The following is a 19,466-nucleotide window of genomic DNA, read 5'->3' as shown; positions in this document are numbered from 1 at the left end:
TGTCAATGGTGCCGTTAGAATAGATTAAACAGGAGGTTGACCAAGATGCCACGTATCGCCGCTAAGACGGTGAAAGAACACCGTGAGAATATCGAAACGGCGCTGGTCGATGCCGCTGAAGAAATCCTCCGCAACGAACCCGGCACCGAACTCACCGCTGCCGCCATCGCCAAGCGCGCCGGCATCGCCCGCAACAGCATCTACCGCTACGTCACCTCTGTCAACGACCTCCGCCGCCTCGTTATCGAACGCTATATGCCCGGCTGGATGGCCGCCGTCGCCGCCGCCACCGCCGACATCGACGATCCCCGCGAATGGCTCAGCGCCTGGCTCACCGTCAACCTCGAACAGGCTGCCGCCTCCGACCACGGGTGGATGCGCACCATCGTCGTTAACGCAGAAAACCCGGGCGGACGCACCCCCAACGTCACCGCCACCATCGACAACCGCAACTCCTTTACTCGTGCCGGAGTAGACGTCGATGAGGTACACGCCCGCGCCAACTCCAACCTGGCAGATGTGTGGGAGAAACTGGCACCAGGCAGAAGTACCATCTACACCAACCTCACCATGGCGCAATTGGGAGTGGGGTTCCGCGCACTCGAGGCGGGCGACACACTTGCGGAGGTACGCCCCATCATCGTGCAGTCGGTACTCGCCATGATTCCCAGCGACAATGCCGGCAGCTCGGCCGTGGAGAGCTGACACGCTGCATGCTGACGGGCTGCATTGTCGCAAGCTTCAATGTGGTAGGCGGAATTATGACGGGCTGCATTGTCATAAGCGAAACTGCGGCAATAAATGCCAAAATAAGTGGTATTAATAATACCTAAGAATTATTAAAGTGCTGCTCAGAGTGCATTGTAGACGAGGAATAGTTAACAAACAGTGAAATCGCCACTCTGCCATCATGAACTCCGGTAGCCAACCGATGAACACTCTCCGAATACCTGTCGAGAACCCCCATCTGAGCTAAGAAAATAGGGTATGACGTGCAAAAATCCCAGCTATGGGATCACAAAATAAGCATTCGTCGGAAACCCTCGTCTCCGATAAGAACGTGTCACGACGCAGTGTGCTCAAAGCCTCTGCCGCCGGCATCGCCCTCGGTGCCTCCGCCTCCATCCTGCCCACCGCGGCCAACGGAACCGCCGCCGCCAGCCCGCTCGACCGCACCGGCGGTCAGCGCAACGCCACCAGCCTCGGCGCCGCCCCGCAAGGGCCCACCTCCCCCTACTCCACCAAGGTGTTCGTCCACGGCGTCGCCTCTGGAGACCCAGCCCCCAACGCCGTCATCCTGTGGACCCGCGTCACCCAACAACCCACCTGGACCCCCGGTTCCCTGCGCGGTACCCCCGTCAAGGTGAAGTGGGAAGTCTGCCCCCAGGTCGGCCGCTCCCGCCGCTTCGGTAGCGCCGTCCGCTCCGGCATCGTCACCACTGACAAAAACCGCGACTTTACCGTCAAGGTAGACGCCACCGGCCTCCAACCCAACACCCGCTACCTCTACCGCTTCACCGTCCTCGACGGGCCCGCTGCCGGCGCCGTCTCTCCGGTCGGTGCCACCAAGACCGCCCCCGCTCTCAACTCCATGCCAGAGCGAGTACGGTTCGCATTCCTCTCCTGCTCCAACTGGGAAGCCGGCCACTACTCCACCTACCGATTCCTCGCCGACCGCGGCGACCTGGACTTCGTCGTCCACCTAGGCGACTGGTTCTATGAGTATGCCACCGGCGAATACACCGGCGCATTCGGTAAAGTGCGCGAGCACGAGTACAAGGGCGAGACCATGACTCTCGAACAGTACCGTCGCCGTCACGCCCACACGAAGACCGACCCGGACCTGCAACGCTGCCAGGCCATGTACCCCTTCATCACCGTCTGGGACGACCACGAATCCGCCGACAACTCCTACCTCGAAGGTGCCGTCAACCATACTGAAGGCAAGGAAGGTAACTGGAAGGCTCGTAAACGCCAATCCGAAAAGGCCTACTTCGAATACATGCCCACCCGAGTCAACAGCATGACTGACGGAGAGCACCTCTACCGCTACTTCCGCTGGGGCAAGCTCATGGACATGAGCTGCCTAGACCTGCGCTCCTACCGCACCAAGCAAAACTGGCTGAAGCAGGACAACCCAGATCACACCATCGGTGGCGCGAAGCAGATGCAATGGCTGCGCGACAACATCAAGAACAGCACGTGTTTGTGGAAAGTCATCGGCAACCCGGTGATGATGGCCGCCCTCCAGATTCCGCCCATCAGCCCCGAGATTGCAGACTTTATTGCCGCCAAGACCGGTGCTCCTGCTCACGGCATCATGTTCAACTCGGACCAGTGGGATGGCTACCAGTGGGACCGCTACCGCCTGACCTCCATGATCGCCAAGAACAATATCAAGAACGTAGTTGCCGTTACTGGCGACATCCATATGTCCTTCGCTAACGACATCTACGAGAAGTTCGACGGCAACATGAAGGGCCGCCGCGTCGCAGTAGAGTTTGTGGGCCCCTCCGTTACTGCTGCCAACGTCGACGACATTCTTGCCGATAAAGTGGGCCTGAAACTCCCCGAAAACGATCCACTGTTCGACACGGTCGACAAGGCACTGCAAACCACCAACCAGCACATTCGTTGGTGCCAATGCTCCAAGCACGGCTATGTGGTGGTTGAAATGAACCGCAAGTTTGCACAGGCAGACTGGTTCTTCGTGAACAACAAGTCCAATTCACGAAGCGGCCAGCACTGGGGCAATTCCTGGGCCACCAATGAAGGCACCAGCGCACTCTACCCAGTGAAGAAGCCACTGAAGTTCTAGCAAAAAAGTTCTAGCCGCAACAGTTCTAGCCGAATAAAAGCGGCTCGCCGTCCCTAGCGGCACCCAGCCACAAACGGACGAACGGATGCCCTCGCCTCACACCGATCCCGGCGAGGGCATCCGCCTATTTGCCCATAATGATGCCGCGGATACCCATGTGGAACCCGTCGCGCAGGTTGACGCGCTGCGAATCACTCAGGGTGTAAGCATCCAGGGTTTGGCAAGCGAACTGCAGCAACGGCCGGTCGATCTCCGCCGGCAGGCCGCCCCCGGTCAGGATGTGGACGGTAGAGCGCTGCTCCGCCGTGGCAGCATTGTTGTACCACCACATGGCGTACTGCTGGCCAATGTCGAACGGAGTTTGGTTCCCGGCACTCTCCCATACTTCGTCGTAGGGCAGGGGCACGTAGCGGGACCGTTGGGTGGGGCGCCGCTTTTGAGCCATCATGCCGGGTGATGGCCGCCGGGTGGGCTGGCTTACCGGCTCGGCATCCTCCGGAGAGTCTAGTGCCGCATCGGGTTGGGCGGTGCCGTCCGGGGTGTCCGGGTGGACGCTGGCGGCGTCAGCGGTAGTACCCTCGTTGGCAGCCACCCTGGGAGTTCCGGTGGCAGCATCTTTTGCGCCCCGTAGGGCGTCGTCTGTTGCACCCTCTCTTGCGCCCTCGGTGGCGGCTTCCGCATGCGCCTCCGCTACCGCGTCGCAATCACCTTGGGCAGCGACCGCCCGGGCGGCCTCGCCGGCGGTTTCCTGGCTGGCGGGGGCGGTGTCTTTTTCTTGGCAGGTAGTGGCGTTAGCTTCCACCTCGGCGTCGTGGGCTGTGCAGTCGGCGGTGGCGTGGTGGGTGCGAATGCGGTGGCGGGTGCCGCGGCGTCTAAACTTACCGGGGGACAGGACAGGTGGGATGAGGGGTACACCGTGGGGGGCAGTGGGGTTGGCGTCGAAGGTACCGGTTACGCCATCATCCTCTGCCTCGTCCATGGTGCTCAACGCTGCTGTGTCAGCCTCGTCAAGGGTGGCGGGCATAGTCGAGTCTGCGTCGGTGCCCAGGCCGGACGGTGCCGTAGCCTCGCCGTCATCATCCTCCTCATGGTGGGTGAAGGATTCCAGCACCTCAATGTGCATGCACTCGTCGAAGTCGTCGCGAGGATCCAGCACGGTGACAGTATCGCAGGCGGAGCGGAGCGAGTTGGAAATAGAGTCCCAGCCGAAGCCGATGAGGTGGACGCGCACCCCGTGGTCCACGGCCGCTTCTACGCCGGGGATCATGTCGGCGTCGCCGGAAACGAGCACGATATCGCTGACGATCCCGCGGACGGAGCGCAGCACCATGTCGGCTACGAGCCGTGTGTCGACGCCCTTTTGGGTGCGGCGGTCGCCCCATTCGATAAGTTGGCCAGCGCGCAGTTGTACTCCGTTGATGTGGCGGAGCGTGCGTTGGTAACGGTGGGGGCCGGAGTCCGGGATTCCGTCGTACCAGAGTTGGCGGTGGACAGGGAGATGAATTTTGTCGCTAACAATTGTATTAAGGTGGCTGGTCACAGCCGGTAAATCTATTTCTAATTGGGCCCTGGCGCCGGTAGTCCATGAGTTGTAAAAGCTCGCCAGTAAGTAGGAGGTATCGACGAATACCTCAACGCGGTCTACCACGGTGGGTCTCCTTTCTTTAGTTGTGGGATCAGCTGTTGTCTTCTAAAAACCACTACGGTGCCTTTCTCTCTGCCGGGTTGGCCTAGCGGGATGCTGTGTCCACCCCGGGGCGGGGGATAGCGCGGATAGTGGTCAGGCGGGAGGTGCAGCGCACCTCGGGGGTGTCGGTGCGGGAGCTGCGGCGGCAGTTCCAGTCCCGGACACGTGCGTAGCTGCGAGGTTCGCGGCCAGCACCGAACAAGAAGTCAAAGATCACCTCGTTCGCCTCCGCACAGGAGGTGAGGCCGGTGGTGATGACGTTGTCTGTGGCCTTCCCGGTGGGTGGTGTGTAGCTGAGGCACCGGGTGTTGGCGGGGGCGAGGCTGTGCGGACTCACCGGGGGTTCAAAGTAGCGGCTGGGTGGTAGGCCGGGGGCGCCGCGGAGGTTGTCGCGGCTCCACTGGTTGGTGGGTGGGGCGGCCCGCAGTGAGCTGGTAGGGGTGGGGGTGCTGCTACTGGAGGCGGTGGTGGTTGTGCTGGTGGTGCTGCTGCTGGGGGAGGGTGACGGGGTGATGGTCTCCTCGGTGGGGCCGCAGGCAGCGAGGGCGATGACGCATGCCGCACTGGCTGCCAGGGCGGCAGCCGACCGGAAGGCGTGCGGGGTGGGGCCGCCGCTTCGGAAGGTACGGGGGGATGACGTCATGTCTATAGCCTAACTATTTGAATTGTGAGGGGTTACTAATAAAAGTGGGTGTGTTTCACTCAGAAGCTGGTGCGAGCCGCCACCCTCGGGATATCTGCGGAGAGCATATTGGACAGTTGCCAAAATGCCTCCGGCGGCGGTGCTAGTCGGCGATAGCCCGCAGCGGGCTGATCTTCGCCGCCCGTTTCGCCGGCCCCAGCGCCGCCAGCACGCCCACCACAACCGAGCCCACCAGTACGCCCACAATCATCTGCCACGGAATGACGACGATGCTGATGCCGTAGTTGCTCATCGTGTTCGTCAACGCCCACCCCAGTAGGGTGCCCGCTGCCGTCCCCAACACTGTGCCAAATACGCTCAGCACAATGGACTCCAGATAGAACATTTGGCGAAGTGACGCCCGGCTCATTCCAATAGCCCGCAGCATGCCGATCTCCTGCCGCCGCTCCGTCACCGACAATGCCAGCGTGTTCACCACGCCCAACACCGCGATGATGATAGAGAGCATCAGTAGTGCGTACAGACCCGACAGCATAGAATCCAGCAGTTTCGCCTGGCGGCCGGCGAACTCCTCCGTGGTCTGCACCCGCAGAATCTTCAACTTTGCCAGCGAGTTCTGCAACTGCGCCTTCATAGTGGAGGCGCCATACATGCCGTTGGACTGCACCAGAATGAGGTAGGCCAACTGGTGCGACGGTGGAACGACCTTCTCGTAGAGGGGGAAGCTCATCACCACATCGCCAATGACGGGATTGTCCTTAAAAATGGCCTTCACCGGCACCTTCTGGTCACCCGTGCGCGTCTCCACCGTCATTGTGTCGCCGGCGTGCACTTGCCTCTTCTCCGCAAACTTTTGGGAGATAAGGAGAGCATCGCCGCTCATGTCGTAGCGGCCTTCGGCAATCTCATAGTTAATCATGCGGGAGGCGTCCCGGTCTGGGGACGCAAACATCCTGGGTTCGCCGTCAATGTCGGTAAACCCGTAGAAGATGGCGGACGAGTCCTCCACCCCCACCATGTCCTCCACGCCGGGGGTGAACTGGCGCGGAATCATCATGTTCGTCGGGGGGACAATCACGAAATCGCAGGTCAAACCACCGGTGATGACCTGTTTCGTGGAGGCCGTCGTGGAAGAACCCATCACCCCCACAATTGACACCAGGATCAGACCCAAGGTCAAAGCGAACGCGGTGGTGGCAGTCCGCACCGGGTTCCGCAGCGCATTACGCATAGCCAAGGTGCCGGTCTGCCGGAACGGCGGCAGCGGCTTAATGAGCGACCCCAGCGCGTACACCGCCGGCTTGGAGAGCGCCGGGCCCGCCAGGAAGAGACCCAACATCATCGCCAGAGCCCCCACCCCAACGGTGATGAAGCCAGGCTTGCCCACCATGGAGGCACCCGCCACCGCAGCTACCACGATGCCAGCCACTAGGAACACTACTCCCGCGATAGTGCGCCCTTTCAGGGAGCCCATGGCGGTGTTGGAATCCTGATGCATGGCCTGCACCGGGGGAATGTTGCCGGCGCGCCGGGCGGGTACCCAGGCGCTCACCAGTGTCACCAGTACGCCCAGCACCAGCGGGACGATGATACTGGTGGCCGTCACCGTCAAGCCCCCATTCGAGATAGCCATGCCGACTTTGCTCATGAGGGCGGCCAAGCCGAAGGCCAGCCCGGCTCCCGCCGCAACCCCCAGCGCCGCCCCCAGCAAGCCCACCACCAGTGCTTCCGCCAGCACCGAGAGGGTGACCTGTCGGCGGGTAGCACCGATTGCCCGCAGCAGGGCAAGTTCGCGGATACGCTGGGCGACGATCATCGCGAAGGTGTTGTAGATGAGGAATGTGCCCACCACCAGGGCAATAACGCCGAATGCCACCAGGAAGTAGTTGAAGAAGGTGAGGTTTTTGCGGACCTCCTTGTTCATCTCGTCGGCGACTTCCTGGCCAGTCTGCACCTTGTACTTGGGGTACATCTTGTGTAGCTCCGCCCGCACCTTCTGCACGGTGATGCCCGGCTGGGAGGTGTCCACGTCCACGTCGATAGCGTTGACGTTCTCCCCATCCGTGAAGGACTTCATAAGGTGGTCGGGGGTGAAGAGCAGCTGCGCCTGGTCGGTGTCGGTGGGGGCGAGTGTGCCCACCAGGGTGCCCTTCTCGATACCGCCTGCGGCGCTCATCCACTCCACTGTGTCGCCCAGGCGGTAACCCATCGCCTTAGCAAGCGGCTGGCTGAGGGCAATCTCGTCGTAGGCCTGGGGGAAGTGGCCGGTTGCCAGACGAATGTCCTTGGTCAGGTTACCGGTGTTCTGGAAGTGACCGACGGCCGTCACCCCACCCGGTTGGGCAATCTGGGCTTTGCCGTCCTGGTCGGTGATCGCGAGGCCGCCCACCACCACCGGGTTGGTGCCGGCGACGCCCTTCACGTCGGCGATCTTGGTGCGCTCGGTCAAGGGGATGGAGCCGATTTGGTTGGAGCTACTCACCCGCAGGTCGATGGAGCTGAGGCTGCTGTTGAACATCTCCTGGAAGCTGCCTTGCAGGGTGGCGGTGAACACCAGGCTCGCGCTGATGAAGGAGGTGCCCAACACAACCGAGACAATGGTGAGGAGCAAGCGGAGTTTGTGGGACGCCAGGTTGGCGAGGGTAACGCGGGCGAGTGGGTGGCGGCGATGTGTCTTGGGCATGGGTTAGCCCTCCAGGGTCCGCATGACGTCAAGGATGTCGTCGCGGGTGATGCGGTCGTGGGCGCCGTGGCCAGCGTGAAGTTCGTGCACAATCTGCCCGTCGGCGAGGAAGAGGACGCGGTCGGCGTAGGCGGCGGCTTTGGCGTCGTGGGTGACGATGACGACGGTTTGCTGCCAGTCGTCGACGGCGCTGCGGAGGATGGAGAGGACTTCGGTGGAGGAGTTGGAGTCCAGGTTGCCGGTGGGTTCGTCGCCGAAGATGATGTCGGGGCGGGAGACGATGGCGCGGGCGCAGGCGACGCGCTGCTGTTGACCGCCGGACAGTTCGGAGGGTTTGTGGTCGAGCCGGTGGTCGATGCGGAGGCGCTTCACCACGGTGCTCACCCAGTCCTGGTCGAGGGTTTTGCCGGCGATGTCGGTGGGGAGGGAGATGTTTTCTCCGGCGGTGAGGGTGGGGATGAGGTTGAAGGATTGGAAGATGAAGCCGATGCGTTCGCGGCGTAGCTGGGTGAGGTGGTCGTCGCCGAGTTGGGTGAGGTCGATGTGGCCGACGTGGACGGTGCCGCTGGTAGGGGTGTCGAGGCCGGCGAGGCAGTGCATGAGGGTGGATTTGCCGGAGCCGGAGGGGCCCATGATGGCAGTGAATTGACCACGGGGGAAGGAGACGGTGACGCCGTCAAGGGCGCGCACTTCAGTTTCTCCGGTGCCGTACACTTTGGTGATGTTGTCGGCGCGGGCGGCGGGGGTGCTGCTGGTGGTGGTCATGTCAGCTGCCTTTCAGGGGTGGGAGGTAGCGGTGGTGTGGTGCGGGGGTGCCGTCGGGCCACTGGAGGGTGCGTGCGCTGCGGTAGACACGGACGTCGTCAGGGTCGTGCATGGTGGCCGGGGAGGAGACTGCGTCGGCCGGGTCGGGAGGGCGCGTCTGCGCGGGCGGAGGGTAACTGAGCTGTGCAGCGAGGAGCTGCAGGGTGCGCTGTGGGTCCTCCGGGTGGTCGGGGCCGTCTTCTGCCACTACTGGGTACAACGGATCTCCCACCAAATTCGTTCCCAAACTGTTCATGTGGACGCGCAGCTGGTGGGTTTTTCCGGTGTGGGGGGTGAGCCGGTAGAGGCCGTAGTCGCCGCGACTGTCCACCAGTTCGACGGTGGTGTGGGCGTTGGGTTCACCGGGTTCTTCGTAGCAGTCCAGCCGGTTGCGGGAGATGACGATGCGGCTGCGGATCTCTACGGCCTGGCCGTCGAGCAGGGGAAGGGCGCGGGGGCTGTGGGTGGGGTGGGGGAGTGGGGCGATGGCGACGTAGGTTTTGTGGGTGAGGCCATGGGAGAAGAGGGTTTGGTAGGGGCCGCGGGCGTCTTTGTGGAGGGTGAAGAGGAGGACGCCGGCGGTGAGCCGGTCGAGTCGGTGGGCGGGGGTGATGGCGGCTGCGGTGGCGGTGTCGCCGGCGGCGGCGAGCTGGCGGCGGAGTTGGACGAGGGCGGTGTGGGTGACGTAGCGCCCGCGGGGGATGGTGGGGAGGAAGTGTGGTTTGTCGATGACGAGGAGGGTGTCGTCCCGGTAGAGGATGGGCATGTCGAGGGGGACGGTGGGTTCGGTTGCGGGGAGGGGGCGGTAGGACCAGAGGGCGAGGCCGCCGCGGGCGGGGGTGGTGGCGGTAATGCGCTGGCCGTCGTCGTCGACAATGGTGCCGGCGGCGAGTTGGGAGGCGAGGAAGTCGCGGGAGCGGTCGAAGCGTTCGAGGAGGATGCTGGCGGCGGGGCGCCCTTCCCATTCGGCGGGGAGGTGTTGTGGGAGGCGGAAGCATACGGGGTCCACGCCGTCGCGCAGGGGGAGCGGCCGATGCGGGGTGGGGTGGAGTGGAGTGCCCATATAGGTAGTTTACCCTTTGCGTGGAGTGGTGTTTGTCACCTTATTCGGATTCTAAAATCCGTTGTGGCAGGGGTGGTTCGAGATCCAGAATTTGCTTGTAGTTCATTCTCACTTTTGGGCGTTTTCGGCGGTTTTCCCTTCTAGAATTGAAAGTGTAAGAACTGAACACTAGTCCCGGAAGGAGCAGCACGATGAGTGACGTACCCGTAGGCATTGTGGTGGGTGTGGATGGTTCCCCTTCCTCCCGGCTCGCAGCACAATGGGCAGCACAGGAAGCCAAAGCCCGCGATCTGCCAGTGTTGTTGGCGGCCGCCTACATCGTTCCCCAATTCCTCTATGCGGAGGGCATGGTTCCCTCGCGCGCAATGTTTGAAGAGCTCGAAGGGCAGGCGCAGGGTTTCATTGACGACGCTGCCGCTGCTATTCGCGAGGTCACTACCGAGGTGGAGCTCATGCAGCAGCTCCATGAAGGTAGCCCCATTTCCATGCTGCTAGAGCTGTCCAAGGAAGCAGACATGGTGGTCATTGGTTCGCGTGGTTTAGGAGGTATCGCTGGGGCTTTGCTCGGCTCGGTGTCTGCCTCGCTAGTGGGTCACGCACATTGCCCGGTGGTGGTGCTGCGGGACGATATGGACCTTGCCGCGGAGCATAACCGTATTGTGGTGGGCGCTGATGGGTCTCCTGTGTCGGCACTGGCGGTACAAACTGCCTACCAGGAAGCGGATGCGCATGGCTCGGAGCTGGTGGCGGTTAACGCCTGGCTGGATCGTGCGGTGGCGTCTTCGTTGGCCGGTATGAACCTGTCCAACCTGGATTGGGAGCAGGCTAAGGCGGAGCAGCGGCAGGTGGTGCAGGAGGAGCTGGAGAAGTACGACGACGACTACGAGAGCATTACCCCGCAGATTGTTATCCGGCGGGAGTCGCCGGAGACGGCGCTGGCGGAGGTCGGCAAGGGTACTCGCATGATAGTAGTGGGCTCGCATGGTCGGGGTGGTTTTACCGGCATGTTGTTGGGTTCCACGTCGCGGGCGCTGCTGCGGCTGTCTCCCGTCCCCCTGATGGTGGTGCGTGAACGGCACGTTACCGATTAGTGGGTGGCGAAGGTTTCTGACGGTGGGGGCACCGCTGTGGGAGGGCACTGCTATGAGAGAAGAGTGCTGTGACAGCCTCCGCAGCGGGCTTGTGCCGCCAGTCTTCCTGGATAATTGAGGAGAGTAGAGGAGCGCATAGAGGATCTGTGGGCTGACCTGGGTTTCCGCTCTTAGCGTAAATTTTAGGGAACTTACCCGTGTCTGCCTTTTGTCTGTTAGAGTGTAGCCGTGGCGTTGCGGATCGCACGTTGATGCTTGAGCCGATAGCTGTCCGCAGAGTCGCGCACCCCCCCATAATGACTCTCTGGACGCCAACGCCAAAGATCGCCGGTTTCGCCATCCCCCCCCCCAAGCGAAACCGGCGATCGCTATTCCCGGTATCCTGGTGCCGTATCTCCTGCTATGTCCTCTGCCATATCCCCTGCTGCTACGCCCCATTGTGGTGGCGCGACCCGATGACGCAGGGCGAAAGGATAATGAACTGTATGTTGACGAAAAAGCGTCTCAGTGCTGCCGCTCTGGCTGGGGCTGCTGCCCTGGTAGTGAGTTCCCTGGCCCCTGCCTACGCTGGGGATTTCCCCTTCCCGCAGCCCGAGCTGCCGGGTGTGGAGAAGCCGAACTTTAAGCCTGCCACCATTGATCCGGTGCAGAATAGCACGGTGGGGGTGGGGCAGCCTATTATCATCACCTTCACTAAGGCTCCGGCGAACCGTGCCCGTATTGAGAAATTTGTGCAGGTGGAGGTTTTTAACTCCAAGCGGGAACGCTATGACGTGCCAGGGCTTTTCCGCTGGTGGAGTCCGACGCAGCTGCGGTGGCGCCCGGCTGCTTTCTGGCCTGCCCACACTACCGTGAGGGTGAAGGTGGGCGATAGTGTCCGTACCTTTAAGGTGGGTGCCCGCCATGTGGCTGTCGCAGACGATAAGACCCATATGATTACTGTCTACTCGGACGGGAAGGTTATTCGTCGTGTGCCGACGTCTATGGGGAAGGCAGGGCATGAGACCCCTAATGGCTTCTACTACATTGGCGATAAGCACCGCCAAATGGTCATGGATTCCTCGACGTATGGGGTGCCGGTGACGGCAGCGGAGGGCTATCGCACGAATGTGGAGTATGCGCTACGCATGACGTACTCCGGTATTTTCTTGCATGCTGCCCCGTGGTCGGTGGGTGCGCAGGGGTCCTATGATTCCTCCCACGGCTGCCTCAATGTCTCAACGGAGAACGGGAAGTGGTTCTTCGAGAATTGGCGGCAGGGCGACGTGGTGCGCGTTATTAACTCAAAGGGAACATTGTCGAAGAACGACGGGATGGGGGACTGGGCGCGGGGCGCCTACTGATCCGCCGGGGGTGCGGGGGTTCTCGTGCCTCGTTGTTGTGACACTGAGCGTCTCCGTTGGCATGCTGCGGCGTGTCGGCGGAGACGTTTTTGTTCGCTGTTTTTTCTGAATGGGAGGGGAAGTTAATCACTTGTCCCATTTGTGAGAAATTACAAATAAATGGTCCTATATTTTAATGAAGCATAGACAAGAATAAAATGCACTTTGGCAACAATAACAAGACTTAATTTGTGTTTAATGACTAATTAGCAGGTCAGAGGACTTTAAATTCTGCAAAGCAAGTTTTAGTAACACATACTTCGGCTCCACCGATATTTGGACACCAGGACAAGCTGCTAACCGGTAGTATCCCCGGTACCGATTGCTCTTATTTAGGAACAAGAAGCCCCCAAGGAGCCTATTGTGAGTGACATCAACGACTCCCCAACCACAAAAACCCGATTAGGTAAGCTACTCAACTGGCGGCCCAAATCGATTCTTTCCAGAATTCTCATTAGCCTACTTATTGTTCTCCCCATTGCAGGCTCGGCGGTCTACATGTGGTCCATGTGGGACCCCACTGTCTACCTCAAGCACGTCCCCATCGCCATCGTCAATGACGATGCCGGCGTCGGAGAAGACAACTTCGGCCAAGACGTCGTCAAAGGCCTCAAAGAAGAGCCCTATCTCAACATCTCCCAAGTAGATGCGAAAGAAGCCCGCAGTGGCCTCCTCGAAGACCGCTACCTCTTCACCATCAGTATCCCCAAAGACTTCTCCCAGAAGATCAACACGGTCATTGATCCCAAGCCCCAACAGGCCCGCATTAACATCACCTACAACGACTACAACGGCTCCGCCGGAGCCTTCCTTACCGGCGGCCTCGTCCCCCTCGTCTCCCAATCCGTCACCGCCTCCATCGGTCAAGACTACGCAAAACAAGTCCTCATGGGCCTCAACGGCCTCCGCGACGGCCTCATCGAAGCGCGCAACGGCTCGCAACAGCTCGATGACGGTGCCGCCCAAATCCAGGATGGGGCCCACCAGCTAGCAGACGGCAGCGACCAACTCCTCGCCGGAACCAATGAACTCGGCGCCGGAATGAAGCAAATCTCCGGCGGTGTCGACCAACTAGTCGACATGCTCGTCCCCCTCCTCACCCAGGTAGGCCAGCTCGCCCCCACCCTCAACGGCATCGGCGACGTACTGGTACAGTCCGGCATCCCCGACATCGTCGCACAGGGCAAGAAGGTGCAGGAGATCGCCGCAACTCTCAACGCCAAGGACTCCAACGCCCTCGTCAACCAGCTGAAAACGCTGAAAGCGGGCGCCCGGGAAGTGTCCTACAACCTCAACGACCCAAACGCCCCCTACCGCTCCGGCATGCTGCAGCTGAACGCCGGTGCCCACGAACTGGCCAACGGCACCAACGAACTGAAAGCCGGCACCAACGAACTGTACGCTGGCCTGGCCCAGGGTGTGGAGGACGCCCCGCTCATCAAGGACCTGGCAGCCTCCTCCGCCCAAATGGCCAGCCCCTACCTGCTGGCAGAACACAACATGCACCCCGCCCAGAAAGTCGTCGGTGACATTACCGAGAAGGTCATCGCCCCCGGCTCCTCGCTCGCCCTCGTGGTGGTCATCGGCTTCCTGCTCACCGCGGTCCTGTCCATGTTCCTGCCGGTCAGTATGGGCCGCCACTACGATAGCCGCGCCAAGGACGCCTTCCTGCCGGTACTAAAGGCCGCGGGAGTGAACAGCGCCGTCGGCGTTCTGGCCATGGGTATTATGGCGGGCGTATCGGCAGGCATCGAATGGGACCCTGTCCACGACCTTGCCATGGCTGGCATCATCATAGTTATCGGCATAATGGCGGGTGTGGCTTATACCTTCTACCGGATGCTCTTCGGGCGCCTGGTGGGTGGCATCGCCTCCTTGGTGGTGTACATGATGGGCCTCTTCGCCTTCGGTGGTATCTGGCCGCTCAGCACCACTCCGGGGCTTTTCACCGTCATCCACCCGTTCTCACCCATGAGCTACGCCCGTGATGCCTTCACGCTGGGTACCGACGCCATCTTCAACCGCACCTTCTGGGTGGCCATTATCGTCATGATCCTCATGTCGATTGCGTCTGTTGTCTTGAGCGGTGTGGTGCGCTACGTGCGCCTCGGGGAGCTGAAAGAGCGTGAGCTGCTCATCTCCAAGGCGGTGGGAAAAGCGAAAGCCCACAAAGCCGAAAAAGCTGGCCTCGGTCTTACCCCCGGCCCAATGACCAGCGACTAGCTCTACCGCTGGTGCGTCGGAAAGCCTCGGGTTGAGCGAGCGCACCAGCCGGCGTATGAAGGAGAAGTTCCCGCACCAGCAAGGTTGCGGGGACTTCTCCTGTGATTGTTACCCAGTGGTGGCTAGCGCCAGATGCGGACGCGCTGCTCCTCCGGCAGCCACATACCGTCACCCTCCACCACCTGGAAAGCCTGGTAGAACTGCGGAATGTTGCGCACAATCTGGTTGCAGCGGAACTCGGCGGGGGAGTGCGGGTCCACTGACAGGTAGGTGATGGCCTGTTCCTTGCGGATCTTGGTGCGCCACACTGTCGCCCAGTTGTAGAACACGCGCTGAAGACCCGTCATCCCCTCCATCACGGGGGCATCGTTGACGTCATCAATTCCCTGCGCCTGGAGGGCAAGTTCGTACGCCAGGAGGGCGATAGACAAGCCACCCAAGTCTCCAATATTCTCGCCCAACGTGAGGGCTCCGTTCACGTGGTGGACGGAGGGGTCCAGGCCAGTGGGGGTGAGGGCATTGTACTGTTCCACCAGCAGTTTGGTGCGTTCGGTGAAGGCGGCGCGGTCCTCGTCGGTCCACCAGTTCTCCAGGCGGCCGTCACCGTCATACTTGGAACCCTGGTCGTCGAAACCATGGCCGATCTCGTGCCCAATAACGGCCCCAATGCCACCGTAGTTGGCAGCGTCATCGGCCTCCGCATCAAAGAACGGAGGCTGCAAAATTGCTGCGGGGAAAACGATTTCGTTCATCACCGGGTTGAAGTAGGCGTTCACCGTCTGTGGGTGCATGAACCATTCGGTGCGGTCGACCGGCTTCCCCAGCTTTTCCCATTCGTAGTCATCAAGGAAGCGGGCCAGAGTACGGTAGTTACCCACCAGGTCGGCCGGGTCCAGGTGGACGGCGCTGTAGTCGCGCCACATATCCGGGTAGCCCACCTTGATGGTGAACTTGTCCAGTTTGGCCAGTGCCTTCTCGCGAGTGGCGGGGGTCATCCAGTCCAGGGTGCGGATAGACACCCGGTAGGCCTCCAGCAGGTTCTCCACCAACTGGGTGATGGACTGCTTGTAGGCGGGTGGGAAGTGGCGCTCCACGTAGACGCGGCCAATGTCTTCGCCCAGCAGGCTACTGGTGAGGGAGACGCCGCGCTTCCAGCGTTCTCGCTGCTGCTCTGTACCGGAGAGGGTGGTGCCGAAGAACTCGAAGTTGGCGCGGGAGAGATCTTCGGTGAGCAGGGACGCGCGGGAGTTGAGGAGCTGCCACACTGCCCAGGCGGCTAGGGTGGAGAGGTCGGTGTCTGCCCAGACGGTGCTGGCCCCGGCGAGGAACTCGAGTTGGCGGACGATGACCGTGTCGGCGTAGTTGCTGGCGGCGGGGGCAGCGACGAGGCGGAACCACTCGGCAATGGGGTAGCCGGCGTAGTTAGGGTTGGCATCGATTTCTGCGAAACTAGTAGGGTTGTAGCGCTTTTCGGCTTCCCGGTTGGTGGCCGCGTCGAGGTGATGGTGGGCCACCGCGGTTTCGAAGGCGACGATGGCAGCGGCGGCATCCACGGGGGTGAGGTTGGCGGTGAGGGGGACACGGCGCAGCAGCTGGGTGGTCTCCAGCATGCGGGCGACGTGCTGCTGGAAGGCCGCTAGTGTGTCGGCGTGTTGCGGCTCCCGGTAGTAGGCCTCGTCGGGCAGGGAGAGGCCAGACTGTGACAGGTAGACGACGTAGCGGGTGGGGTCTTTGGCGTCTTGGTCAACGAAGCTGCCAAGCAGTCCGCCCACGCCGACGCGCTGTAGCTCGCCCACAGCGAGAGCCATGGTGTGGTGGTCGTGAACGTCGTGGAGGAGTGCGAGGTCGTCATCCAGCGGTGAGAGGCCCAGCGCGTTGAGGCCTTCCGTATCCATGAAAGATTGATAGAGAGCACCGATGCGGGATTCAGCGGGGGCGTCGTCGATGATGCTGCGGACGCGGGCGTCGGAATCTTCGCGAAGTTGTATGAAGGCGCCGTCGAGAGGGCGGTCAGCGGGGATCTCATGGGTGGCGAGCCAGCTGCCGTTGACGTGGTGGAAAAGGTCATCCGCGGGCCGGATGGAGGGGTCCTGTCCTTCCAGGGTGAGGCCGGAGCGGGGGGTGTTGCTGGAAATAGTCATGTAGCCAGGGTAGCCGCATCGAAAAACAACTATGATAAAGCAGAGACAAAAGTTACTATTGGTAGCTATGAGAACGCGATTGTTCCCCGTGTTAGCTACTCTCGGACTCTCTTCCGCACTTCTGATAGCACCCCTCACCTCCGGCTTCAGCCTGGGACACTTCACCCTCGCTCCCGCCCCCGCCCACGCCGACACCACCGGAAACAATGACGGCACCGCCAACACCGTCAGCCTGCCGGAACCCGTGGCGGTCACCGTACAGCCCAATGTCCCTTACAACGACATGCCCAACGGTATCGACATTGCCTCCTGGCAGCACCCCAACGGCGCAAACGTGGACTTCAAACGTGTCCAGGCCGCCGGCTACACCTACGTGTTCGTCAAAGCCACCGAAGGCACCCACTACAAGAACGAGTACTACGTCAATGACGCCATGGCCGCCCAAGGCAACGGCGTCCTCATGGGCGGCTACCACTACGCGGACGTCTCCAAAGACGCCCGCACCCAAGCCGCCATGTTCGCCGACACCATCAGTGTGAAAGGCGGCACCTCGCTGCCCCCAGTACTCGACATTGAGGAAGCAAAAGGCCTCAATGCCGCCCAGCTCAACCAGTGGGTGCGGGCATTCCTACAGGAAACCTACAACCGGGTAGGGCTCACCCCCATCATCTACAGCTACCGTTCGTTCCTCATGAACCAGATGGGGAACACTCCCGACTTCACCAATTTCCCCCTGTGGATTGCCGACTATAACGGCGCGCAAAGCCCCACTTTGCCACTCCCTGGCGGATGGAAGACGTGGACGTTCTGGCAGTACTCCTCCCACACGAAGATTGACGGCGTGCAGGCCCAGGAGGTGGACTCCAATAAGTTTGGCGGAACCATGCAGCAACTGCGTGTGTTCGCCGCTACCGGAGTGGTTCCCGTAGAACAAAAGTAGCGCCGCGCACTACATTGGCGCGCTACTGTGCTGACTCGCTACAGTGCTGGCCCGTTATTGTGGGGCGTCTTGCTGTGGCTCTGCTTGGTTCGGTTCTGCTTGCTGTGACGAGTCTGGCGTTGCTTACTTCGGCTCTGCCGCAGTGTTCTTCGAACCCGCTTTTCTGAACACCGGCTCGCTGAGCACTGGCTTTCCGAACCCTGGCTTCCCGCGTGCAGTTTTCGGCGGAGCAGGTTTCTCCTCCATAGCTTTCTCGGCAGCAGCCTGCTGGGAAGCCGCCCGTTCATCTGCCGCCTGCTGCGCGGCCGCATGGTCACGCCGCTCCTTGTCAAACTTTTCCTGCACAACCCGGTGGCGCGCCCGAATCGACCCCGTTAATGTGGTCGCATTCTCGTAGCCCAACTCCTCGGCCGTCTCGGCATAACCGGACACCAACGCGGAGGTCTTCTCGGAACCACGGAACAGCACCAGCACCAGCAGCCAGCCGATCAGTACCATCAGCGCAAAGCTAATGAGGCGATACACCAGCACGGTGGCCAGCGAGTTCGCGGCCGTCAACCCGCCCAGCGTCAACGCCCAAATAAGAGTGCCGTCCACCGTACCGAAACCACCTGGTGTCACCGGAGCAGTACCAATGATCTTGCCGGACACATATGCAATGGCCATACCGCCCACACTCGGCCGTGCCCCTACCGCATAGGCGGCGCAACCCATACAGGCCACATCCGCCACCCAGTTAAAGAGCGACCAGCCGAACGCTTTCAGCAGTTCCAGGTGGGAAAGCTCCACCGCCTTCATCTGCTCGATGGTGGAGTGAAGTTTGTCCAGCGCCGGCTCCGGATCCTTCCGGCGCTTCTGCTGCACCCACTGCACCACCGGCCGCAGCCGGCCCTCAATATGCTGCGGGTTACGCATCGCCCATTGCAGCACAAAAAGTACCGCCACCAGGGCGATCAGGGCGGCAGTCAAGAGGTAGGGGTTAGAGGTTGTGCCCACAAAAATGACGCCACCCAGCCCCAGGATAGTGAGGCCCGCAGTGGCCAATACTCCCGCCACCACCAGCTGCCAGGTGGCCACAATAGTGCTGGCACCCAGTCTGCGAGTTTCTCGGAAGGTGAGGGCGGTACCCAGCACAGGGCCACCGGGAATGGATCCGGAGAGAGCGTTGGAGGCGAACACGATAGCGGTGTTCTTCCAGAAGGGGGAGCGGACGCCCGCTGCCCGCAGGAGGGTCCACTGCACTGCCGCGAACGACAGCATGGAGGCGAAGGAGGCTGCGGTACAGGCGGCAACCCACCAGTAGTTGGCGGTGCGGATGGCAGCAAAGGCTTCTTTGAGGAAGGAGGTTTGGTGGTAGAGAACGAAGAGTACAACCACCACGATGATGAGCACCACAAAGGAGCTCAACCAGCGGGGGATAGAGTTCCACGCTTGCTTAACGCGCTGGAAGAACCCTTTGACCTTGGTGGTGGGGGGAACTTTGGGGGGTTGTTTGCTGGCACTGCCGGTGACGCGGGTAGAGCCATCTGCAGAGGTTGCCGTATCCACATAGAACGTGCCGGGGGTAAGGGGTTCCGGTTCCCGCTCGGAGGTGACGGCAAACGGGTCGAAGATCAGCGGTGGCGGGGGAGGTGTTCCCAGCGAGGATGCGCGCCGGGGACGCGGACTCGTGTTGGCGGCAGTACCGGACGTGCTGCCGGATGTTGTGTCGGGTGCGGTTGGCTCCGTGGGGGCACCAGCAGCGCCACCAGAAGCAGCGCCCTCAGCGACAGCACCGCTAGCAGGAGCAGTGCCAGAAACAACGGTGCCACTGACACTAGCGTCTGTCGTTAAGGCGCCCGTCGCGGCAGGGCCGTGTGCAGCAGAGTCTGGCGTGGCGGCGCGGAATGTGTGGTCGACGCGAGGCAAGCTGGAGCTCGCTCCCTGCTTGCGGGGGTGCAAGGAGGGGACGTAGGGGGCCCTGAGATCGTCGAAGTCAGGGAGCTCCGAGG

Annotated in this window: 13 protein-coding genes; 6 read left to right on the top strand and 7 right to left on the bottom strand. The window is 61.6% G+C overall.

Annotated features, from left to right (window positions below; translation table 11 throughout):
- The first annotated feature begins 45 nt into the window (after positions 1-45).
- Together Q0X28_RS01775 and Q0X28_RS01770 are read left to right on the top strand one after the other, a co-directional pair.
- Positions 46-705 (top strand): TetR/AcrR family transcriptional regulator, encoded by a 660-nt coding sequence (locus Q0X28_RS01775; RefSeq protein ID WP_298575841.1) that lies wholly within the window; start codon positions 46-48, stop codon positions 703-705.
- Positions 706-1,009: 304 nt separating this feature from the next.
- On the top strand, positions 1,010-2,818 hold the full coding sequence (locus Q0X28_RS01770; protein WP_298575838.1) for an alkaline phosphatase: 1,809 nt from the start codon (positions 1,010-1,012) through the stop codon (positions 2,816-2,818).
- A gap of 124 nt (positions 2,819-2,942) precedes the next feature.
- Here the strand turns inward: Q0X28_RS01770 and Q0X28_RS01765 are convergent, their stop codons facing one another.
- The 5 genes from Q0X28_RS01765 to Q0X28_RS01745 form a co-directional block, all read right to left on the bottom strand.
- Positions 2,943-4,466 carry an NYN domain-containing protein gene (locus Q0X28_RS01765; protein WP_298575835.1) on the bottom strand — a complete coding sequence of 508 codons (1,524 nt, stop codon included), beginning with the start codon at positions 4,464-4,466 and terminating at the stop codon, positions 2,943-2,945.
- An 82-nt stretch (positions 4,467-4,548) separates the two neighbouring features.
- On the bottom strand, positions 4,549-5,148 hold the full coding sequence (locus Q0X28_RS01760) for a hypothetical protein (protein ID WP_296239456.1): 600 nt from the start codon (positions 5,146-5,148) through the stop codon (positions 4,549-4,551).
- 142 nt (positions 5,149-5,290) lie between these two features.
- Positions 5,291-7,831: an ABC transporter permease gene (locus Q0X28_RS01755; RefSeq protein WP_298575830.1), complete on the bottom strand. Its 2,541-nt coding sequence runs from the start codon at positions 7,829-7,831 to the stop codon at positions 5,291-5,293.
- Positions 7,832-7,834: 3 nt separating this feature from the next.
- The gene (locus tag Q0X28_RS01750) at positions 7,835-8,596 is read right to left on the bottom strand and encodes an ABC transporter ATP-binding protein (RefSeq protein ID WP_298575827.1); all 762 of its coding nucleotides are present in this window, start codon (positions 8,594-8,596) and stop codon (positions 7,835-7,837) included.
- A gap of 1 nt (position 8,597) precedes the next feature.
- Positions 8,598-9,698 (bottom strand): pseudouridine synthase, encoded by a 1,101-nt coding sequence (locus tag Q0X28_RS01745; protein ID WP_298575824.1) that lies wholly within the window; start codon positions 9,696-9,698, stop codon positions 8,598-8,600.
- Positions 9,699-9,889: 191 nt separating this feature from the next.
- On the opposite strand from Q0X28_RS01745, the gene Q0X28_RS01740 reads away from it, so the two are divergent.
- From Q0X28_RS01740 to Q0X28_RS01730, 3 genes are all read left to right on the top strand, one after another.
- Complete coding sequence (locus tag Q0X28_RS01740; RefSeq protein ID WP_298575821.1) at positions 9,890-10,789, top strand: universal stress protein; 900 nt, start codon at positions 9,890-9,892, stop codon at positions 10,787-10,789.
- Between the two features lie 485 nt (positions 10,790-11,274).
- Positions 11,275-12,132 (top strand): L,D-transpeptidase, encoded by an 858-nt coding sequence (locus tag Q0X28_RS01735; RefSeq protein ID WP_296239461.1) that lies wholly within the window; start codon positions 11,275-11,277, stop codon positions 12,130-12,132.
- 402 nt (positions 12,133-12,534) lie between these two features.
- Positions 12,535-14,394 (top strand): YhgE/Pip family protein, encoded by a 1,860-nt coding sequence (locus Q0X28_RS01730; RefSeq protein WP_298575818.1) that lies wholly within the window; start codon positions 12,535-12,537, stop codon positions 14,392-14,394.
- Between the two features lie 122 nt (positions 14,395-14,516).
- Here Q0X28_RS01730 and Q0X28_RS01725 read toward each other — a convergent pair whose 3' ends face one another.
- Positions 14,517-16,535, bottom strand: coding sequence for a M13 family metallopeptidase (locus Q0X28_RS01725; protein ID WP_298575815.1), 2,019 nt, complete (start codon positions 16,533-16,535; stop codon positions 14,517-14,519).
- Positions 16,536-16,602: 67 nt separating this feature from the next.
- On the opposite strand from Q0X28_RS01725, the gene Q0X28_RS01720 reads away from it, so the two are divergent.
- On the top strand, positions 16,603-17,475 hold the full coding sequence (locus Q0X28_RS01720; RefSeq protein WP_298575812.1) for a glycoside hydrolase family 25 protein: 873 nt from the start codon (positions 16,603-16,605) through the stop codon (positions 17,473-17,475).
- A 123-nt stretch (positions 17,476-17,598) separates the two neighbouring features.
- On the opposite strand, the gene Q0X28_RS01715 is transcribed toward Q0X28_RS01720, so the two are convergent.
- On the bottom strand, positions 17,599-19,383 hold the full coding sequence (locus Q0X28_RS01715; RefSeq protein WP_298575809.1) for a YbhN family protein: 1,785 nt from the start codon (positions 19,381-19,383) through the stop codon (positions 17,599-17,601).
- Positions 19,384-19,466 lie beyond the last annotated feature (83 nt).

The sequence above is a fragment of the uncultured Lawsonella sp. genome (genome assembly GCF_947252745.1).
Classification (GTDB): Bacteria; Actinomycetota; Actinomycetes; order Mycobacteriales; family Mycobacteriaceae; genus Lawsonella.
Note: the sequence above shows the minus strand (reverse complement) of the source record. Positions and strands in the feature narration are given on the sequence as shown.